General features: G+C 67.0%; 13 protein-coding genes, 1 tRNA gene and 1 pseudogene. 9 read left to right on the top strand and 6 right to left on the bottom strand.

Going from position 1 to position 17962, the window contains the following annotated elements; all coding sequences use genetic code 11:
• Positions 1 to 384: 384 nt before the first annotated feature.
• Positions 385 to 626 (top strand): annotated as a pseudogene (locus OG747_RS25795) (DNA mismatch repair protein MutT); the annotation flags it as partial.
• Between the two features lie 265 nt (positions 627 to 891).
• On the opposite strand, the gene OG747_RS25790 reads toward OG747_RS25795, so the two are convergent.
• A complete protein-coding gene (locus tag OG747_RS25790; RefSeq protein ID WP_405881750.1) occupies positions 892 to 1407 on the bottom strand; it encodes a hypothetical protein in 516 nt (171 codons plus the stop codon).
• Between the two features lie 1112 nt (positions 1408 to 2519).
• On the opposite strand from OG747_RS25790, the gene OG747_RS25785 reads away from it, so the two are divergent.
• Together OG747_RS25785 and OG747_RS25780 are read left to right on the top strand one after the other, a co-directional pair.
• The gene (locus OG747_RS25785; protein ID WP_405881748.1) at positions 2520 to 4232 is read left to right on the top strand and encodes an RICIN domain-containing protein; all 1713 of its coding nucleotides are present in this window, start codon (positions 2520 to 2522) and stop codon (positions 4230 to 4232) included.
• Positions 4233 to 4805: 573 nt separating this feature from the next.
• A tRNA-OTHER gene (locus OG747_RS25780) sits at positions 4806 to 4881 on the top strand.
• Between the two features lie 68 nt (positions 4882 to 4949).
• Here OG747_RS25780 and OG747_RS25775 read toward each other — a convergent pair.
• Entirely contained in the window at positions 4950 to 5915 is a 966-nt protein-coding gene (locus OG747_RS25775) for a tyrosine-type recombinase/integrase (RefSeq protein ID WP_405881747.1), read from the bottom strand.
• Between the two features lie 387 nt (positions 5916 to 6302).
• Between OG747_RS25775 and OG747_RS25770 the strand changes: the two genes are divergently transcribed.
• Together OG747_RS25770 and fxsT are read left to right on the top strand one after the other, a co-directional pair.
• Positions 6303 to 6644 carry a hypothetical protein gene (locus OG747_RS25770; RefSeq protein ID WP_405881746.1) on the top strand — a complete coding sequence of 114 codons (342 nt, stop codon included), beginning with the start codon at positions 6303 to 6305 and terminating at the stop codon, positions 6642 to 6644.
• A gap of 21 nt (positions 6645 to 6665) precedes the next feature.
• Positions 6666 to 8819: an FxSxx-COOH system tetratricopeptide repeat protein gene (gene fxsT / locus OG747_RS25765; RefSeq protein WP_405881745.1), complete on the top strand. Its 2154-nt coding sequence runs from the start codon at positions 6666 to 6668 to the stop codon at positions 8817 to 8819.
• 210 nt (positions 8820 to 9029) lie between these two features.
• On the opposite strand, the gene OG747_RS25760 is transcribed toward fxsT, so the two are convergent.
• Complete coding sequence (locus OG747_RS25760) at positions 9030 to 9683, bottom strand: DNA-binding response regulator (protein WP_405881744.1); 654 nt, start codon at positions 9681 to 9683, stop codon at positions 9030 to 9032.
• Positions 9684 to 9757: 74 nt separating this feature from the next.
• Here OG747_RS25760 and OG747_RS25755 point away from each other — a divergent pair, with 74 nt between their 5' ends.
• Positions 9758 to 10615 (top strand): aldo/keto reductase, encoded by an 858-nt coding sequence (locus OG747_RS25755; RefSeq protein ID WP_405881743.1) that lies wholly within the window; start codon positions 9758 to 9760, stop codon positions 10613 to 10615.
• A 411-nt stretch (positions 10616 to 11026) separates the two neighbouring features.
• On the opposite strand, the gene OG747_RS25750 is transcribed toward OG747_RS25755, so the two are convergent.
• On the bottom strand, positions 11027 to 11851 hold the full coding sequence (locus OG747_RS25750) for a polysaccharide deacetylase family protein (protein WP_405885666.1): 825 nt from the start codon (positions 11849 to 11851) through the stop codon (positions 11027 to 11029).
• Positions 11852 to 12514: 663 nt separating this feature from the next.
• On the opposite strand from OG747_RS25750, the gene OG747_RS25745 reads away from it, so the two are divergent.
• From OG747_RS25745 to OG747_RS25735, 3 genes are all read left to right on the top strand, one after another.
• Positions 12515 to 12781, top strand: a complete 267-nt coding sequence (locus OG747_RS25745) for a hypothetical protein (RefSeq protein ID WP_405881742.1) — start codon at positions 12515 to 12517, stop codon at positions 12779 to 12781.
• Positions 12778 to 13224, top strand: a complete 447-nt coding sequence (locus tag OG747_RS25740; RefSeq protein WP_405881741.1) for a hypothetical protein — start codon at positions 12778 to 12780, stop codon at positions 13222 to 13224. Before OG747_RS25745 ends, OG747_RS25740 begins: the two co-directional genes overlap by 4 nt.
• A 586-nt stretch (positions 13225 to 13810) precedes the next feature.
• Positions 13811 to 14377, top strand: a complete 567-nt coding sequence (locus OG747_RS25735; protein WP_405881740.1) for a Uma2 family endonuclease — start codon at positions 13811 to 13813, stop codon at positions 14375 to 14377.
• Between the two features lie 286 nt (positions 14378 to 14663).
• Here the strand turns inward: OG747_RS25735 and fumC are convergent, their stop codons facing one another.
• The gene (gene fumC, locus OG747_RS25730) at positions 14664 to 16136 is read right to left on the bottom strand and encodes a class II fumarate hydratase (RefSeq protein WP_405881739.1); all 1473 of its coding nucleotides are present in this window, start codon (positions 16134 to 16136) and stop codon (positions 14664 to 14666) included.
• On the bottom strand, positions 16133 to 17794 hold the full coding sequence (locus OG747_RS25725; RefSeq protein WP_405881738.1) for an NAD-dependent malic enzyme: 1662 nt from the start codon (positions 17792 to 17794) through the stop codon (positions 16133 to 16135). The genes fumC and OG747_RS25725 overlap by 4 nt, the downstream gene beginning before the upstream one ends.
• Positions 17795 to 17962 lie beyond the last annotated feature (168 nt).

Raw genomic sequence — 17962 nt, 5'->3', positions numbered from 1 at the left:
CCATCGTGCCAGCGAGCGAGCGCAGTTGGGCCGCTCTGACATCCATGAGTGACATCAACGGCGCCGGACGCCAGCACTCCTAGGTGACCTGGCATGGCCAGCGTGGCCAGGTGGCTCCCCGGCAGGGCCGAGGAGTGATCGAACTCCTAAAGCGGGTGTCGCAGGTTCGAATCCTGCCGGGGGCACAGCGCATTACGCCGCTGACCTGGGGTTTCCTCCCCAGGGAGGCGCTTTATTCGGCCTCGGACTCCTCGTCCGGGGCCGTTTGCGTGAGCGGTGCGTGAGCGGTGCGTGAGCGGACGGGTCCCCAAGCTCCGAGATTTCTCCCGAAAGATCAGCACCATCCGGCACAGGCTCCGGGCCGGGAGCCCCCGCATCGTCGGGCTCGGGCTCGCCCACATCATCCACGATGCCGGGGGCGTCGAAGTCTCCAATGGTTTCCTCCCTGTCGTCTTCGCCGCTCATGAGTGCAGCGGCGAACCCGAGAACCGCGGCCGCGTCAGCACGCACAGGTCGGCTGGGTCGACGCTGGCGCCCTCCCCGAGGAGTTCGTGGACACCACCGCCAGCGCCCTCCATCGCCATCTCAAAGGCGGGCCGCAGGTGTCGCTTGACGGATGGAAGTAGACGGAAGCGTTCTCGCGCCGGGCGGACGAGTAAGAGCTCGGGGCCCCGAGCCCTCACGCCGTCCGCGTATCCGTCTGCCGTCGACGGACGCTCATACACGCGATGCCCATCCGACGATGCGCAGCAGCGCCGGTTACGGCCGTCGCGAAAACCGTCCGGCAGCTGAAGTGGAAGCAGACGCGCTTGTGCCAGTCAACCGCGATGAACTTCGCTGTTCGGTGGCCATCACTGGGCGCCACCGGCCCCTGGCTCACGTCTCCGCGCGTTACTCCCAGCCACGTTTGACCTCGATGGTGTTGGAGACTTTGGCCACTCCCGCCGGCAAGCTCCAGGCACAGGTGTCGTGAAGGTTGGCCAGCAGCTGTTGCTCCTGGTCGTCGTTGACCCCGACGTAGTAGAGGCTTCGCGTGGACCCGACAGGTGAGCTGTGGATGTCGCGCTCAGACGTGTACGTCTTCTTCTCCGCTCCGGGGCCGATCGGATCACGAGGACAGAACATGGGGTGTTCTGTTCCCTTCTCCCCGACATTGTCCATCTGGCTGATGAGGTAGTACTTCGTGCCTTCCGAAGGCGGGCACATGAGCTTGGCCGTGGTCTCGTAAGTGCCGCCGACTTGGTTGGGCGCGTCAACCCGAACGGCCGGGAAGGCGCAACTTAGCTCCGGCTTGGGCTTGTCGTCCGTCTTATGCGTACTGAACCAGCCGTTGATGAACGCGGCGCTGACCGCGCCGACGACACCAATGATCGCCGCACCGACCGCGGCGTTGACCTTCCATGCCACGACTCCCCCTCGCGCACACTCAGCGTGATAAACAGGTGAACGCTGAGTGAGGGGTGTGCGGTTCCCGCAAGAACCGGACCTTGCAGAAGTCTCGCAGTTTGCGTGTATGCGATCAACTTTGCCCTGTTGAATGTGCTTGTTGTCCTCGAATGCTCGGCGGGCTAGGTGCCGGCTTCGCTCGCGCATCTGCGTCGAACCGTTGGTGACCTCGTTGAACACAGTCACGTTCCGGGTGGCCGGTGCGTGAGTGGTGGATGGGCTCATCACACTGGGACCAGACCGCATCGGGGTGAGTCATGGAGGCGTCTGCGAGCTGAAAGAGCTCTCCTGTGTTCGGAGCCCTGCACGGGCACGATCAACCAGGACGGCACACACATCACTTGGACGGCCCGACCAGTACTCTTCCCACCCCTGGCACACCGGCGACGTCTTGAACTTCCGTCCTGCGCATACGACTTCAAGCCCCACGCCAGGTACTGAGTTACAACTTTCTCTACTGGTTCAAGTGCCCGCGCACGGCGCGGGCGCGCGCCGCCTCTGCGGCGCGGCCTGCCTCCTGTCTCCGCCCCGGCTGGCCGCGCCCGGCGGCGCGCTACGTGCTGCGGGCAGAAGCGAGGAAGTCACCGCGGGTCAAAGACATGCCTTGCCCACAACGGAACAGAAGGGCGCGCCCTTGAGGGCTGCGTTTCCGCTGGTCGGGCGCGCCGGGCGATGGGCCGGACGGCTCCCGATACCCACCATGGGCGGCCGGCTGGCCGACCGTCAGTTGCGTTCCGCCCTGGCCGCCGCTCCGACCCGACGACGTGATCGCCACCCGGTGCGCGGCGTCCGAAAAAAATTCCCGCGGGCCGGGGCAACCTTTTCGGGGGCTGTGACAACTGGGGGTTGTCCGGACCACGCGGTTCGGACAGAGGCAACGGCTGAAAGAGAGCACCGAAATGTTCCCTCGTCCATCCGCGTCGTCGGAGGCGTCGCCCGTCGGCGGTCGCGCCCGCCGTCGTCGCCGTGGTCGCCTGTCGTTCCGCTCAGCCGTTCCGGGGCGACGGCAGGGACATCGTGGCCGTCGGTTGTACCAGCGTCGGAGTCTCTGGGCGGCCGTCGTCCTGGCTGTCGTGGGCGGTTCCGTGGCCGTGGTCAACACGGCCTCAGCGGCAGTCGTGGACACGAAGGCCTGGTACGTGCTGGTCAACCGGAACAGCGGCGAGGTGCTGGACGGCCTCGCCTATGCCACGTACGACGGTGCGGCGGTGGTGCAGTGGGGCCGTCACGGCGGGGCCAACCAGCAGTGGCGGTTCATCGACTCGGGTGACGGGAACTACCGGCTGCAGAACCGGAACTCCGGCAAGGTGCTGGACGACTACGGCTGGTCGAAGACCGCCGGCTCCGCCATGGTGCAGTGGCGCGACCGGAACGGCGCCAACCAGCAGTTCCACCTGAAGAAGTCGTCGGACGGCTACGTGCGTCTGATCAATCGCTTCAGTGGCATGGCCGTTGAGGTCCAGAACGGCTCCAAGGCCGACGGGGGCCGCGTCGCCCAGAACAAGGACAGGGGCGGCGCCAGCCAGGAGTGGAAACTCGTCCCGGCCGGGAGCATCGACAGCACCGGGAGTTCCGGCAGCACCCCCACGCCCACCACACCGGGCGGCAGCGTTCCGACAAGCCAGGCTACGAGCGGTACCCGCTCGCCGTCGCCGTCGGCGTCATCTCCGGCCGCCGGTGGCGGTGCCGGTGCTGGTGGCGGCAGCTCGGCGACAGGTTTCATGGGCAGTAGCACGGTGCTCATCGGCGGCTCGATGTCCGACGCCTCGACGACCGCCGCGCCGTTCGACGTGCGATACGCCTATGTGCACAGCCAGCCCGCGCCCTCGTCGGACTACTATTCGGCATCGCGTTGCCAGGCCGCGTGGTCGAGCTGGTGGGGCTGCTGGAGCGGCGACACCACGGCGCCCGGATTTTACGTGACCTGGGGCGACGATCATGTGGCCAAGGCGACGTACCAGGGCAGCCCGCGCCCGCAGAAGAACCTCTGGACCTGGTACTCATTGCGCGACCTCGGGGATCTGGCAGGCGAGGGCGACGGTCCGGGCGAGGTCAAGGCCATCAACAGGGTTGACCTGCTCACCCGGTATATGAACGACTACCGCTTCTTCCTCCAGAAGATCGGCAACTCGCACGACATGATCGACATCGAGCCCGACTTCTGGGGCTACGTCCGGTCGCTCGGCGATCCGCACCAGGTCGCCGCGCAGGTCACGGCCGCGAATCCGACGGACTGCGGATCGCAGGAGAACAGCGCCGCCGGCCTGTCCCGTTGCCTGATAGCGATGGCGCACAAGTACGCGCCGAACACGGGCGCAGGGTTCCACCTGACCTGCTGGGACTGGCAGACCGACGTCCAGAAATGCGTCAAGGACTACACGGACCTCGGGGCGAAGAACGCCGACTTCCTGGTCGCAGATGTGTCGGACCGCGATGCGGGCTGGTACGCGCAGCCGGCGCACGGCGCCCGTGACACCTTCTGGAACGACCAGAAGGCCGCTGCCGCGCTGGGGTGGTACAAGACGATGGCCGAGTCGGTGGGCAAGCCGGTGGTCCTGTGGCAGATCCCCGTGGGCAACATGGCGCAGAACAACACCCTCAGCCATTACAAGGACGACAAGGTCGACTGGTTCTTCGCGCACATGGACCAGGTGGCGAACGCGCACGTCGCCGGCCTCCTGTTCGGTCCGGGGCAGCAGGAACAGACCACGGTCGAGTCCGACGGCGGAAACCTGATCAACAAGACGATCGCGTACCGCAAGTCGGGTGGTACGGCGCTCAAGTAGGCGCCTGCCGTCGGCCGAGGAGGCCTCGGCCGACGGCTACGGTTCGCCGCGGACGGCCGTTCCCTGGCCCGACCGCCAGGTTCGCTCAAGCGGAGATAGCGGATCGCGTCCAGCATCTGCCGGCCACGACCCACTCCCCGTCCGTCATATCGGTCGGATACCGGCGCTCACGCACCGGCACCAGGGCCTCCTGCTGCTCGGTGACCAGACACCAACGAGCTGTTCAGGAGGCCCTGCTCGTATGCGCCGAACACCCCAGGTCAGCAGAGCGATCGGCCCTGGATCACCTCAGCTTCCCAAGCTGAGAGCTCCGAGGGCGCAGCATGTCAGACGCTTCCTCCCGGGCGAGCCGTCGCGCTCAACTCCGGTCGAGGGCACAAACGGGTAGCGTGGCTGAGGCTGGTGGGGCTGCTGCGAGGCATACGCGTGCCTGGTCGGCCGGCGCACCCGCCGTCGTGGCTGACTGTCGTTGGCCGAGCTTCGTGCCACAACCGTGCCAGATGCAGAGGTCAGCCACGGTCAACAGCGGCGTCACGCGGTCGAGTTTCCACACTCCGCGCCCGGTGTCGAAGCGCCAGGTCAGCGGCGCGATCCCCCCGCCTCTCTCCTAAAGCGGGTGTCGCAGGTTCGAATCCTGCCGGGGGCACCAGGCAAAAGGCCCCGGACCGATCTTGGTCCGGGGCCTTTGACATCTACTTTTTACATCAACGCGGGCGATCACTCACGACCGGGGCGCCGGTTCCTGAGCAGTCGGTCCATGTGGCTCATGGCTTCGCGCTGCGTGTCCTGCACGACGTGCGTGTACACGTCCATGGTGATGCTGATCTGCGAATGGCCCAAGATCTCCATCACCACGCGGGGCGCGACTCCGGCCGCCGTGAGGAGCGTGGCCGTGCCGTGGCGCGCGTCGTGCAGCCGGATCACCCGGAGTCCGGCGGACTGGGCGACCCGGGTGAAGGAGCGGTAGAGGTTGCGCGGCTCGATGGGGCGGCCGGTCCGCGTGGCGAAGACGTAGTCGGAGTCCTGCCACTTCTTCCCCGCCTTGGCGCGAGCCGCAGCCTGCTTCAGGCGGTGCCAGCGCAAGGGAGCAATGCACAGCGCGGGCAGCGGAACGGCCCGGCGACGGCGGCTCTTGGGGTCGTCGCCGTACAGGACGCCACGGCGACGCTGCACCTGATGGCGGACGTAGAGCACGCGGCTGTCGAGGTCGACGTCCGACCACCGGAGACCGACGATCTCTCCCCGGCGGAGGCCCATGGCGATGGCGAGGACGAAGGCCGCGTAGAGCGGGTCCTTCCGGGACGCCGCGAGGAAGTCGAGCGTCTCGTCCAGGGACCATGGGTGCAGCTCGGACGTGGCCGTGCGGGGCGGCTCCACGAGCTTGGCGACGTTGCGCGTGATCAGTTCCTCCCGGCAGGCGGCGGATAGGGCCGAGCGCAGCACCCGGTGCGATTCCTTGACGGTCGCGGCGGTCGTCTGCTTCTCCAGGCGTACGAGGAAGCGGCGGACGTCGGCGACGCCGAGCGATTCCAGACGCTTGGCGCCGAGGAGCGGCACCAGGTAGAGCCGGACGTGTGCCTCGTACGGCTCACCCCCGACGAGGTCAGCGAGCGCATGTCCGAGGTCTTCGCGGTCGGGCTCCTCGACGCCCTGGACGACAACGGCCCCCACGTCCGCAGCCACGACGGCAAGCGCCTCATCCCAGCGGGATAAGACCTTCTCTCCATCAAGGGGTACGTCGCGGCTGGGGCGGCCGACTCCACGACTTTAGCCAGCCACTTTGGCGCGAGCCTCGAAGATCATGGCCCCAACGTCGTGCTTCACCGGGCAGGTCCACAGACTGCCCGACGCGCCGGAAGCTTACGGGGCCATGATCACTTGCGCCAAAGCAGCTCCAGGCCAAAGTCGTTCCGCCGACCGCGTGGACCAGCCTCCCGTTGTCTGCATCGGTTCCCTACATGTGTGCCTGCAGGCGGGGCGTTCCGTGCCAGCATGGGCTGTTCTAGGGCGCGTTGGCGAGGACGGGTCTCGGGGGCTGGCATGCAGGCAGTGGTGCGGTGGTTTGTGGCGGTGGCCGCTTCGGTTCTGGCCTTTTTCGTTGTCGCGGTGCCCTGGGCGTTGCTGTCCGACGGCGGCAAGGACCCGTGGGAGGTCATCGGGCCCGTCGCGGGAGTAGTTGCGGCCGGTGTTTTGGCGGCCGTCGGCTGGTGGGCGTCCCAGGCCCGTACCGCCCCAACGGTCGCCTACACGCGCAGGGTGCGGCAGTCAGCGCGCGGGCAGGGGAACATCACGCAGACGGGAGGCGACCAAGGTGGCACGCCTGCGGCCCGTCGTCGTGTTCGGCCGGAGAGCATCCGGCAGAAGGCGCGCGGCGGCGGTGACATCGACCAGGTCGGCGGCAACCGCGCGTAGGCGTAGTGGGGGACGGCAGCAGTGAAGCAGGACCGGGCCCAGCGCCGCACGCGGCAGAGCGCCCGCACGCAGGGGAACGTCACCCAGATCACGGGTGACGTGAATGTCCAGGTGCCGCCGGTGAGGGAGCCCGAGGTCGAGTGGCCGATATGGGTGGGCACCGTTCCGCGGCTGGCCGCGGCCTTTCAGCCGCGCGCCCAGGCCCGCGAGGCCGTCACACAGGCCCGCTCCGTGGGTGGCAGCGTGGTGCTCTCGCAAGTGCTGGCTGGCGACGGCGGGGTCGGCAAGAGCCAACTCGCCGCCGCGCTGGCACGTGAGCTGCGCGACCAGGAACGATCGCAATACAGCGGATTGGACCTCCTGGTGTGGGCGAATGCGACCGAGCCCGACCAGATCATCACGGCCTATGCGGATGCCGCCGACAGACTTGGCCTTCCGGGCGGCGCCCCGGGCGATGTCGCCGCCGCGGCCAAAGCATTCCTGGCCTGGTTGCCTGCCACCGAGCGGCGTTGGCTGATCGTGCTGGACGACATCACCGACCCGGAAGCCGTCGATCCCTGGTGGCCCGACGGCAGCCACCGCAACGGCTGGATTCTCGCCACGACCCGGCGCAGTGACGCCCTGCTCAGCGGCCAGGGTCGCAAGCTGATCCGCCTGGACCTCTACACCATCGAGGAAGCCCGCGCCTACCTTCACCACCGCCTCACCGACGCCGGACACCCCCACCTCTACGACGCCGATCAGGCCGACCGCCTTGCCGAGGAACTCGGCCGTCTGCCACTGGCCCTTGGCCACGCCGCCGCCTACATGATCAACAAGCGGTGCGGAATCGCTGACTATCTGGAGCGTTTCTGCAACACCAGCAACAAGCTGAGCGAACTCATGCCGCCGAATGCCGATACCGAGGGCTACGGACGTCCTGTCACCACGGCCCTCCTGGTCTCCCTCAACGCCTTGCAGGCCGCCGACACCACCCGCCTCACACGTCCGCTCCTGGAATTCATCGCGCTCATGGACCCACTCGGCCACCCCACCGGCCTGTGGACCACGCCGCCCGTGAGGGCACATCTGCGCACATCGCGGCCCGGCCGTCGTCGCTGGCTGCGCAGCCACCAGCCGGCCGTTACCGAGCAGGACATTCACGCTGCGCTGGAGTGCCTGCGTACCTACGCCCTCATCGCCCAGGACACTGCCCAGGCGCCGATCCGCGTCCACGCACTTACCACGCGGGCCATACGCGAGACGATCCCTCCGCAAGCCCTGCCCGCGATGGCACGCACGGCGGCTGACGCGATCCTCAGCCTCTGGCCCGACCTCGACCACAACGACCGAGACCTATCCGCCACCCTACGCGCCAGCACCATGCTGCTTGACCAGCACACTTTCCCGTGCTTGTGGAAGCCCACTCCACATGCGTGCGTTTACCGGGTCAGCAGCAGCCTGACGGCAGTGGGCCTTTACGAACAGGCCGTTGAATACGACCAAAGGATGCTTCAGCAAAGCTACGAAACCCTGGGCCCCGACCACCCCGACACTCTCGCCGCCCGCGGCAAACTCGCCAACTCCTACAGCCACGCCGGGCGCACCCAAGAAGCCCTCGAACTCGATGAGCGGGTGCTGGCCGACATGGAACGCCTGCTCGGCCCCGACCACCCCGACACGCTCATCGCCCGCGGCAGCCTCGCCATCTCCTACAGAGACGCCGGGCGCACCCAAGAAGCCCTTGAACTCGATAAGCGGGTGCTGGCCGACATGGAACGCCTGCTCGGCCCCGACCACCCCCACACACTCGCCGCCCGCAACAACCTCGCCATCACCTACAGAGACGCCGGGCGCACCCAAGAAGCCCTCGACCTGCACGAGCAGGTGCTGGCCGACCGCGAACGCCTCCTTGGCTCCGACCACCCCCGCACCCTCGCCGCTCGCAACAACCTCGCCATCACCTACAGCGACGCCGGGCGCACCCAAGAAGCCCTCGACCTGCGCGAGCGGGTGCTGGCCGTCCGCGAACGCCTCCTTGGCTCCGACCACCCCCGCACCCTCGCCGCTCGCAACAACCTCGCTCGTGCCCGTGAGGTTGATGACGCTGTACAGCAGCCAAGTACAGCAACCTCAACGACCGCAACTGACCCTCAACTCCCCTCTACAGCCGATCGACCAGCCCAGCAGGCCTGAATGACCACCCAGCCGAGAGTTCGGGACGAAGAGGTCCGTGCCAGACGCGTGCCAGATCCAGCGGGGAACCACGGGGAACACCGGGGTATCGAACGGTGGTCCGCCAGAGCGCCAGCGCCCTTATTCGCAGGTCAGCACGGCAACCCAGGCCAGAGGACACGAGCTTCCCAAGCTGAGGGCGCTCTATCTGATGGATACTTGGCCGACCCCTCAGCCACTCAATCCCATCTCGCCCGCGCGCACCCCGGCCTGGAACCGCGAGCCCGCGTCGAGGGCGTCGAGTAGGCCGGCGACCCGGCGACGGTAGGTTCGCAAAGACATGCCGAGCTCCCGCGCGGCTGTCTCGTCGGTGGCGCCCGATCCTAGGGCGCGCAGGACCGTTCGGCTCTCGGCATCGAGCTGGGGGTGCTCGCCGCGTAGGAAGGCTTGGAGATCGGTGGCGGTCTCCCAGGCGGCTTCGAACAGCGCGTATACGCCGCCGACCAGGGTGGGCGCGGTGGTCAGGGTGTATTCGCGGCCGCCGGGGGCGTTCAAGCCGGCGAGGATCGCGAACCGGCGGTCGATGACGATCGTCTCGTGAGGGAGAGCGGTGGCGGCGATCCGTACCCGGGCGCCCTTGTCGATGAGCTTGCTGAGGTGCTCGCGGCTGTGCTCGTCGGCGAGCGAAGCCGGGCTGAACAGCTTGCGGATCTGCCGAGTGTCCCTGTTTCGGAGTAGGTCGCCGGCGGCCTGCCGGGCTTTGGGGCGGGACCAGGTGTTGAGGTCGCGAGCAACACAGATGAACTCCTCGCGGACAGAGGAGAAGACATGCTCGGTACGAGCGAGGAGTTCCAGGTCACCGCGGATCGTCACGATGTCTGCCACTCCGCCATTCTGCCCGATGGCAGCAAGCTGCCACGGGTTCGCGGCCCGAACACCCCGCCATCCAGGCTGAGTCCATGAGAAACGACTTCCGCCTTGGTGGCGACCTGCTGATCAACCGGATCGGCTTCGGGGCCATGCGCCTGCCCACGAACAGCTTCCATGGTCCGGCGCGCGATCCCGGAACCGGTCGCGCCGTCCTGCGCCGTGCCGTGGAGCTGGGCGTCAACCACATCGACACCGCCGTCTTCTACACCAGCGGCGACGGCACCGTTCGTGCCAACGCCCTGATCCGGGAAGCCCTTCACCCCTACCCGGCCGACCTGGTCATCGCCACCAAGGTCGGCCCGGCCCGCACCCCCGACGGCGGCTTGGCCACAACCACCGATCCCTCGGTCCTGCGACCGATGGTCGAGGAGAACCTCGAAACCCTCGGTGTGGATCGCCTCGATCTGGTCTATCTGCGCATCGGGGGCATCATGCCGCCGCCGCACGGCGAATCCGTCGCCGAACGCTTCGAGGCATTGGCCGCGTTGCGCGAGGAGGGCCTGATCCGCCATCTCGGTCTGAGCAACGTCGACGCCGGCCACCTCGCCGAGGCCCGCGCGATCGCACCCGTCGCAGCCGTCCAGAACCACTTCCACGCCGCCAAGCGCGATGACATGGAGGTCCTGGCTGTCTGCGAGGACGCCGGCATCGCCTACGTGCCGTTCTTCCCACTGGGCGGTGGCCTGAGCGACCTCACCGGTGACCGCATCGCCAAGGTCGCGGACCGGCATAGCGTCACGATCCCTCAGATCGCCCTGGCCTGGCTGCTCGCCTCTTCCCCGGTCGCTCTGGCCATCCCCGGCACCGGCTCCGTCGCCCACCTGGAGGAGAACACTGCCGCCAGGTCGATAGTCCTCACCCAAGAGGATCTATCCGACCTCACCTGACGCGAGGACACTCCGCGCCGCGCCGCCTCGGCCCCGCAGGATGCCGCCGCGCCCGTTCGGAGCTTGCCAGGAAGGCATCCCTGCGGAACACATTCGGCACACACGAGGACGGGAAACCTCGTGGACAGCTGAGAACTACGGAGGGGCGTTTTCCCGGGCGGGACACACTGCGCTCGACATTTCCGCAGGTCACAGCTCTACCCAGGGAAAACTCCTAAAGCGGGTGTCGCAGGTTCGAATCCTGCCGGGGCACAACGCGTTACGCCGCTGACCTGGAATTTTTCGCCCAGGGAGGCGCTTTATTCGGCCTCGGACTCCTCGTCCGGGGCCGTTTGCGTGAGCGGCGCGTGAGCGGACGGAGAGTTGGGTGGATCAGCGCATCGCGGAACATGACTTTCAGCTCTCCGGGATTCAGCCGACCGGTGGCTGGATGTAGTCCTCCAGTCGTGCCACGGCGAACCCTTGCTCTTGGATGAGCCTGAGCAGGTTGGCGAACATCTGCGTCATCGTGTGGCCTTTGAGCTCGGAGGGCCCCCGAAAGTGGGCGAGGATGATGTCACCGTCGCGCAACTTCTTGTCTGCCGTCTGGTACTGCATGTTGCGAATCTGCATGGACTCCCGCCACCACACGATCGCACGGGGCCCGCACTCCCCGACCGCGGTCTTGGTGTTGCTGTCGTACGCGCCGTAGGGCGGCCGGAACAGCAGTGGGGCGGTGCCGTACTCCTTGGTGAGGACCTTCTGGTCTCCGCACACCTCTTCCTTCTGACGGGCCAGAGGAAGGGAACTCATGACGGGATGGTGCAGGGTGTGGTTCTGTATGTGATTGCCCAGCTGCTGCAGCGGTTTGAAGTATGCGTAGCCCGACTTGATGGCGTCGTTCATCAGGAACATCGTGATCGGGACCTTCAGGTCCCGCATCATCTTGATGAACTTGGGATCCTTCTCCAGGCCGTCGTCCACCGTGATGAAGACGACCTTCTGCGAGGTCGGTATGTGGGTGAAGACCGGAACGGTTCCGGTGGCGGAGAGCTTCACCGCCTTGTCAGCCGGCGGCTGCGGGGCGGTCCGCAGCGGTGTCAGGCCCCACCTGTGCCAGGCCGCGACGTCAGCAGCGCGAGGAATGTTGCCCGCGGTGGCTTTTGGTGCGGCGGACTGCGAGGTGCGGGCGGCGTGACCGGTTCCGTTGCCGCCGCCCGCACCGCAGCCAGCGACTGCAACGGCCACCGCAACCATCCCCGTCACCGACGCGTACAACCTGCCCCGACTCTTCCGCACCGTTCCTCGCTCCCGTCTGGCATATGACGCCGACCTGATGAAAAAACTTGATAATTCAAAAAATGGTAATATGCATGCATATGATGTGATTAAACTGTGCGTTAATCGTCCCCCTTGGACGAGTGGGATGATGCAGGACCCCGGAGAGGACCGCGTTCACCCGGTTTGATGACGGAGGCGCGGGCAGGGTTCCCGCCGACCACTGAACGCATGACTTGCGCTCGATCAGGGCCTACCGGTCGTCGGGCAGGTCGCTGACGACTGCTCGACGACCGACTCACGGCCCGGTTCGGCTCGGTGGCGCTCGTACGCTTCTGCGGCGCCCTGGCCTCGATCGGGATGAGGACGTCCCTGCTGGTCGACCGCCCGCCGGCGAGGCTGATCGGCTTCGCCTGCACGGGCGCAGGCATGTCGATCATCGCCCCGCAGGTCTGTTGCGCCGCGGGTCGGCTCGGCCCGGCCCGGGCGGGCGCCGTGTCATCCCTCGTAGTCGGCCTCGGACTTCCCGGTCCGGGGCCGTTTTGCGTGAGCGGGCGGAGAGTTGATCTCCCGAATTTCCCCCAACGGATCTATATGCTCCGGCACGGGCTCCGAGCCAGTCAGACATGGCATACTTAAAGTATGGCAACCCGGAAGATCACCATCACCGTGCCGGAAGAGCTGGTGGAATCGATCAAGGAGCGCGTCGACGCACGCGGGGTGTCCGGCTACATCGCGGCCGCTGCCGCTCATCAGGACGCCATGGACCGACTGCGCGAGCTGGCCGGACGACTCGAGGAAGAGCACGGCGGCGTGACGGACGACGAGCAGCAGGCAGCGCTGGACCGCATCGCCGCCATTGACGGCTGGCATGACGAGCAGCGATCACATTCGGACGAGGCCGCGTGAGCCGCACCGCCCAGGCGAAGCTGCACCGCCCGCGACAGCGCGTCTTCGTGTTCGGCTCCGAGGCTCTCTCCAAGGCAGTTCAGGGCGATCGGGAGATAACTGCGCTGATCAAGACCGCTCCTCGGCTCGACATTCCAATCGTCACCTCAGCGCTCACGACCTTGGAAGCATGGGACCCCCGCGAAACGTCGAGGCAGGCACTGTGGAACTGGACGTCGTCCCGGATCCGCGTCGTGCACACGGACGACCAGGTGATCGCCATGGCACGCGACATGCTGAAGACAGCCGGGCTGCATGGGCACAAGTACGCCATCGACGCAATTCTGGCGGCTGTGGCCGGGCGGGAAGCCGTGCAGGGAGCTGAGGCAACCGTCTTCACCTCCGACACCGACGAGATGAATCAACTCCTCGCGGGACACTCCGTGCGAGTCGAGAAGGTCTGACGAGACGCCACCCGCACCTGACTCCGGCGACTCGCCGACTGCCCGCTGGCCGTCCACCGACGGGCGCCCTCCGTTACGGGTGGTCAAGCCGACCGCCGGAGCCGCGTGCGAACGCGTGGTACGTCTCGATCTACAGGTTCGGTGGCGGCATGACCATGCCCAAGGTAGGAAACGAGCGCCTTGTTGAAGGTGACGAGCAGGGTGCGGCCTCCGATTCCTGAAGCCGTGGTCAGGCAGTGAGCCCGGTGGACCGCCAGACGACGGGCCTTGACCGCGTAGCCGAGAACGCGGCTGAGGACGACGTACGCCTTGCGGACCGAACAAGGGCTGAGCTTCCTGCCACCACGGAGCCCACGTGGAACTCGTGATGAGCCGTGAACGCCCCGTACGGTCCCTCGACGAGGCCGCGGCTGCCGACCGGGACGTTCCGCAGGCCGACGCTGGTTCCTCACTTGTCGTGGGCTCGCTGGTCGGATGCCGGCCGACGGGGAGGGGTGTGAGCGAGATCAGCGTGCCGGACGGAGGGCAGACAGTACGCTGAATCCAGCGGGATCGGGCCCGCAGCACAGTGTCCGGGAGGTGCTTCATGACGGCCGAAATGGTGGCCCCGGCGTGGATGCATGAGCAGATCACGGCGGAGGAGTACGAGTCCTGGTCCGAGGAACAGTGCGCCGGTATCGAGATCGTGGACGGGATGGTCGTCGTGAGTCCGAGTGCGTCCAAGCGGCACAACCGGCTGGCCCGGATTCTGGCGAACGCCCTGGATGCCGCCGCGGGCCCGGAGTGGAACGCCGACACGGACTTCGACGTCCGACTTCAGGACGTCCCTCTCACTAATCGCCGCCCGGACGTTGTCGTGTACCGCGCAGACACTATCGACATCACCCCCACCCGCCCTGAGCACGTGCTGCTGGTCGCGGAGGTGGTGTCGCCAGGCTCGGAGACCACCGACCGGATCGTGAAGGTCGACCAGTACGCCAAGGCAGGCATCGGCTTCTACTGGAGGATCGAGCAGGCCGCAACAGGCGTTCCTCTCGTGTACACCTACGTTCTCGACCCCGCGACGAAGACCTACCGGGACGGAGACGTGTTCACCGGCGTCCTCAAGGCAGCGGCCCCCTTCGCGGTGGAGATCGACCTCGACCAGATCTGACCCACGCGCTGCTCAGCAGCCGACAGCGCGTGAGTGATGCGTGAGCGGACAGCCCGATGTGTCGGCGGCGGCTGAACCTGGACCCAGTCTGGACAGGTGAAATCTGACCCGGGTGTCTTCGGTTCGGTCGTTTCAGTCGTTGTCGGTAGCGGCGGGGACGCGTCCGAGTTCGCGTCCTCGCATGCGGAATGAGTCGCCTTTGAGGGAGTGGACCTCGGCGTGGTGGACAAGGCGGTCGATCAGGGCACCGGGCCGTCGCGACTCGCTACGACAAGCTTGCCGTCCGCTACGAAGCAGCCGTGAGGTGGACCATTTTCTTGGGGTCGACGATCCGGTCGAAGTCCTGTGCTGTGATGTAGCCGGTGGCAAGGGCGGCTTCGCGCAGTGTGGTCCCCTCGTTCTCCGCCTTGTGCGCGATCCGGCTGGCTTTGTCGTAGCCGATCTCCGGCGAGAGTGCGGTGACGAGCATCAAGGAGCGGGAGAGGTAGTCGTCGATCTGCCGGCGATGCAGCTCGACGCCTTCGATGCAGTAGGTGCGCAGCTTCTCGCCGGCGTCTCCGAGAATGCGGGCGGAGTGCAGGAAGTTGTTGATGATGACGGGCCGCATGGCATTGAGTTCGAAGTTGCCCTGGGTGCCTGCGAAGGCGATGGCGCTGTCCTCGGCCAGGACTTGGATGCAGACCATGAGCATCGCTTCGCACTGGGTCGGGTTGACCTTGCCGGGCATGATGGAACTGCCTGGCTCGTTGGCGGGCAGGGCGAGTTCACTGATGCCGCAGCGGGGGCCGGAGGCGAGCCAGCGGATGTCGTTGGCGATCTTCATCAGCGGCACGGCGAGAGCCCTCAGTCCGGCCGAAGCCGCCACCATGGCATCCAGGCTGCCTTGGGCGGCAAAGGAGTTGGAGGCCGTGGCGAACGGGTAGTCGGCCAGCTGTGCGATCTCCTGTGTCACCTGGGCACCGAAGCCCTCGGGGGCGTTGAGACCGGTGCCGACCGCGGTCCCTCCTACAGCCAGTTCGTACAGTCCCGGCAGGGTGGCCTCGATGCGGTCGATGGCGTCGGAGACCTGGGCGGCGTAGCCGGACCACTCCTGGCCTACGGACAGCGGGACGGCGTCCTCCAAGTGGGTGCGTCCGATCTTGACGATGTCCCACCACGCTTGGGACTTGGCTTCCAGGGCGTGTTGAAGGTCCCTCACCTTCGGGAGCATGTGCTCGTGGATCTGGCGGACGGCGGCGATGTGCATCGCGGTGGGGAAGGTGTCGTTGGAGGACTGTCCCATGTTGACGTGGTCGTTGGGGTGGATGGGCGTCTTGGACCCCAGCGTGCCGCCGACCAGCTGGATCGCCCGGTTGCTGATGACCTCGTTGATGTTCATGTTGCTCTGCGTGCCGGACCCGGTCTGCCACACGTACAGGGGGAAGTGGTCGTCCAGCGAGCCGGAGATCACCTCGTCGGCGACGCGAGCGATCAGATCGGCCTTCCAGCCGGGCAGGCGACCCTCGCGCCCGTTGACGAGCGCGGCGGCCTTCTTGACGTAGCCGTACGCGTGGTAGACGGCCTTCGGCATGCGGTCGTCGCCGATGGAGAAGTGGATCAGGGACCGCTGCGTTTGGGCGCCCCAGTACCGGTCGGCGGGCACCTCGATGGCGCCCATCGAGTCCGTTTCGCGGCGGGTGCCAGTGGCAGTGATGCCGATCGGGATGTCCAGCAGCTTCGGCGGCTGCCCAACGACGGCGTCCTGGTGCCCGGAGGTCATGGCGACGCCTCCTTCTCGGACAGCGGTCCATAGACCGGCTGCCACATGGTGTCCTGCACGGCCTGGACCAGATCGGTCGGCCGGCGGGTGGCGACGTTGTCCTGGACGGCCGCACGCACTACCGCCACGGCTACCGTCGCCGAGGAAGCGCGCAGGTTCGCCACCGGCGGCAGCAGTGGCGCGCCGGGGGCCCTGGCGTCGACCTGCCCAGCCACCGCCTCCGCGGCGGCGAGCAGCATCCCGGCGGTGAGCCGTGTAGCTCCGGCGACGACGGTGCCCAGGCCCAGACCGGGGTAGAGCAGAGCGTTGTTGGCCTGCCCGATGACGTGGCGGACTCCGCCGTATTCGACGGGGTCGACCGGGATGCCCGTCGCCGTCAGGACCTTGCCGTCGGTCCAGGCCAGCAGGTCGGCCGGCATGGCCTCGATCTTCTCCGTGGGGTTGGACAGCGGGAAAATAATCGGCCGCTCGACATGCTCGGCCATCGCGGTGACGACCTCTTTGTCGAAGGTGCCCGGCGTGGTCGAGGTGCCGATCAGGATGGTGGGGTGGACGTGCCGGGCGGTGGTGAGCAGGTCGATGTCTCCGTCCGCCCAGCCCTGCACCTCCGAGGCCGGCCGTGCGTAGGGGGTCTGGTAGTCACGTAGGTCCGGCATGCCCTCGACCAGCAGCCCCTGCTTGTCGACCAGCCACACCCGTCGGGTGGCCTCCTTGGGCTCCAGTCCGTCGCGGACCATCGCGTCACGCAGCTGGTCGGCAATGCCCACCCCGGCCGTGCCGGCGCCGAAGACCACGACGCGCTGGTCACGGAAGGACTCGCCGGTGATCTTCAAGGCCGACACCGCAGCGGCCAGGGTGATCGCCCCGGTGCCCTGCATGTCGTCGTTGAACATCCGATAGCGGTCCCCGTACGTCTCCAGGATGCGTCGGGCATTGCCCGGCCCGAAGTCCTCGAAATGCAGCAGTGCGTTCGGATACAGCTCTGAGACCGTCTCCAGATAGTTCTCGATGAACGAGTCGTACGGATTCCCACGCACCCGACTGTGGCGCACGCCCAGGTAGAGGGGATCATTCAGCAGGTTCTCGTTGTCGGTGCCGACGTCCATGACGACCGGCACGCAGCGGGCGGGATGCAGCCCCGCCGCAGCGGTGTAAACGGCGAGCTTGCCCACCGAGATCTGGATGCCCTGCACACCCCAGTCGCCGATACCCAGGATCTCCTCGGCGTCGGTGACCACCACCAGATCGACCTCATCCCGGTGGAGCTGAAGTGCCTCGAATGAGCTGCGCACATCCTGCGGCCGGTCGATGGACAAGAACACCCCGCGCGGGCTCCGGTACTCGTGGCTGTACCGCTTGATCGCCTCACCCACGGTCGGGTCGTAGACGACCGGCAGCAACTCGGCGAGGTGATCTTGCAGCAGCCGGTAGTACAGCACCTCATTGCGGTCGTGTACCTGCTCAAGATTGATGAACTTCGCCAGATCGGTCAGCTCCTGCTGCAACTGCTCGTAGGCACGAAGCGCCTGCTGGTCAAGGGTGAGCACAGCGTCCGGCAACCGGCCTGCCAGCCCGAGGCGCTCCCGCTCCTCCGCCGTGAAAGCGGTACCCCGATCGGTCAGCGGATCCAACAGGACGGAATGCGTGTGTATCGGCATGAGAACCCCTCTATAGGCATGACTCCAGTGGTCCAGCCCCTATTTCCATGCTTGTCCCGTTCCCCAAGCAGTGCCACTGGGGAAGCCCGCGCATTCCGGCGCCATGGTCCGCCGCCGTATGCCGTCGATCAGCTGCCGACGCGACCGCGCCGGCGGCCGGCCCGACTT

It is taken from the genome of Streptomyces sp. NBC_01384 (assembly GCF_045040035.1).
GTDB lineage: Bacteria > Actinomycetota > Actinomycetes > Streptomycetales > Streptomycetaceae > Streptomyces.
The sequence above is the reverse complement of the archived record's forward strand: the minus strand, read 5'-3'. Positions and strand labels throughout refer to the sequence as shown.

Bases quoted from the DNA above. Each gene is read 5' to 3' on its own strand.
- OG747_RS25755 (WP_405881743.1), top strand. From the start codon at position 9,758: ATGAGAAACGACTTCCGCCTTGGTGGCGACCTGCTGATCAACCGGATC.
- OG747_RS25750 (WP_405885666.1), bottom strand. From the start codon at position 11,851: ATGGTTGCGGTGGCCGTTGCAGTCGCTGGCTGCGGTGCGGGCGGCGGC.
- OG747_RS25745 (WP_405881742.1), top strand. From the start codon at position 12,515: ATGGCAACCCGGAAGATCACCATCACCGTGCCGGAAGAGCTGGTGGAA.
- OG747_RS25735 (WP_405881740.1), top strand. From the start codon at position 13,811: ATGACGGCCGAAATGGTGGCCCCGGCGTGGATGCATGAGCAGATCACG.
- fumC (WP_405881739.1), bottom strand. From the start codon at position 16,136: ATGACCTCCGGGCACCAGGACGCCGTCGTTGGGCAGCCGCCGAAGCTG.
- OG747_RS25725 (WP_405881738.1), bottom strand. From the start codon at position 17,794: ATGCCGATACACACGCATTCCGTCCTGTTGGATCCGCTGACCGATCGG.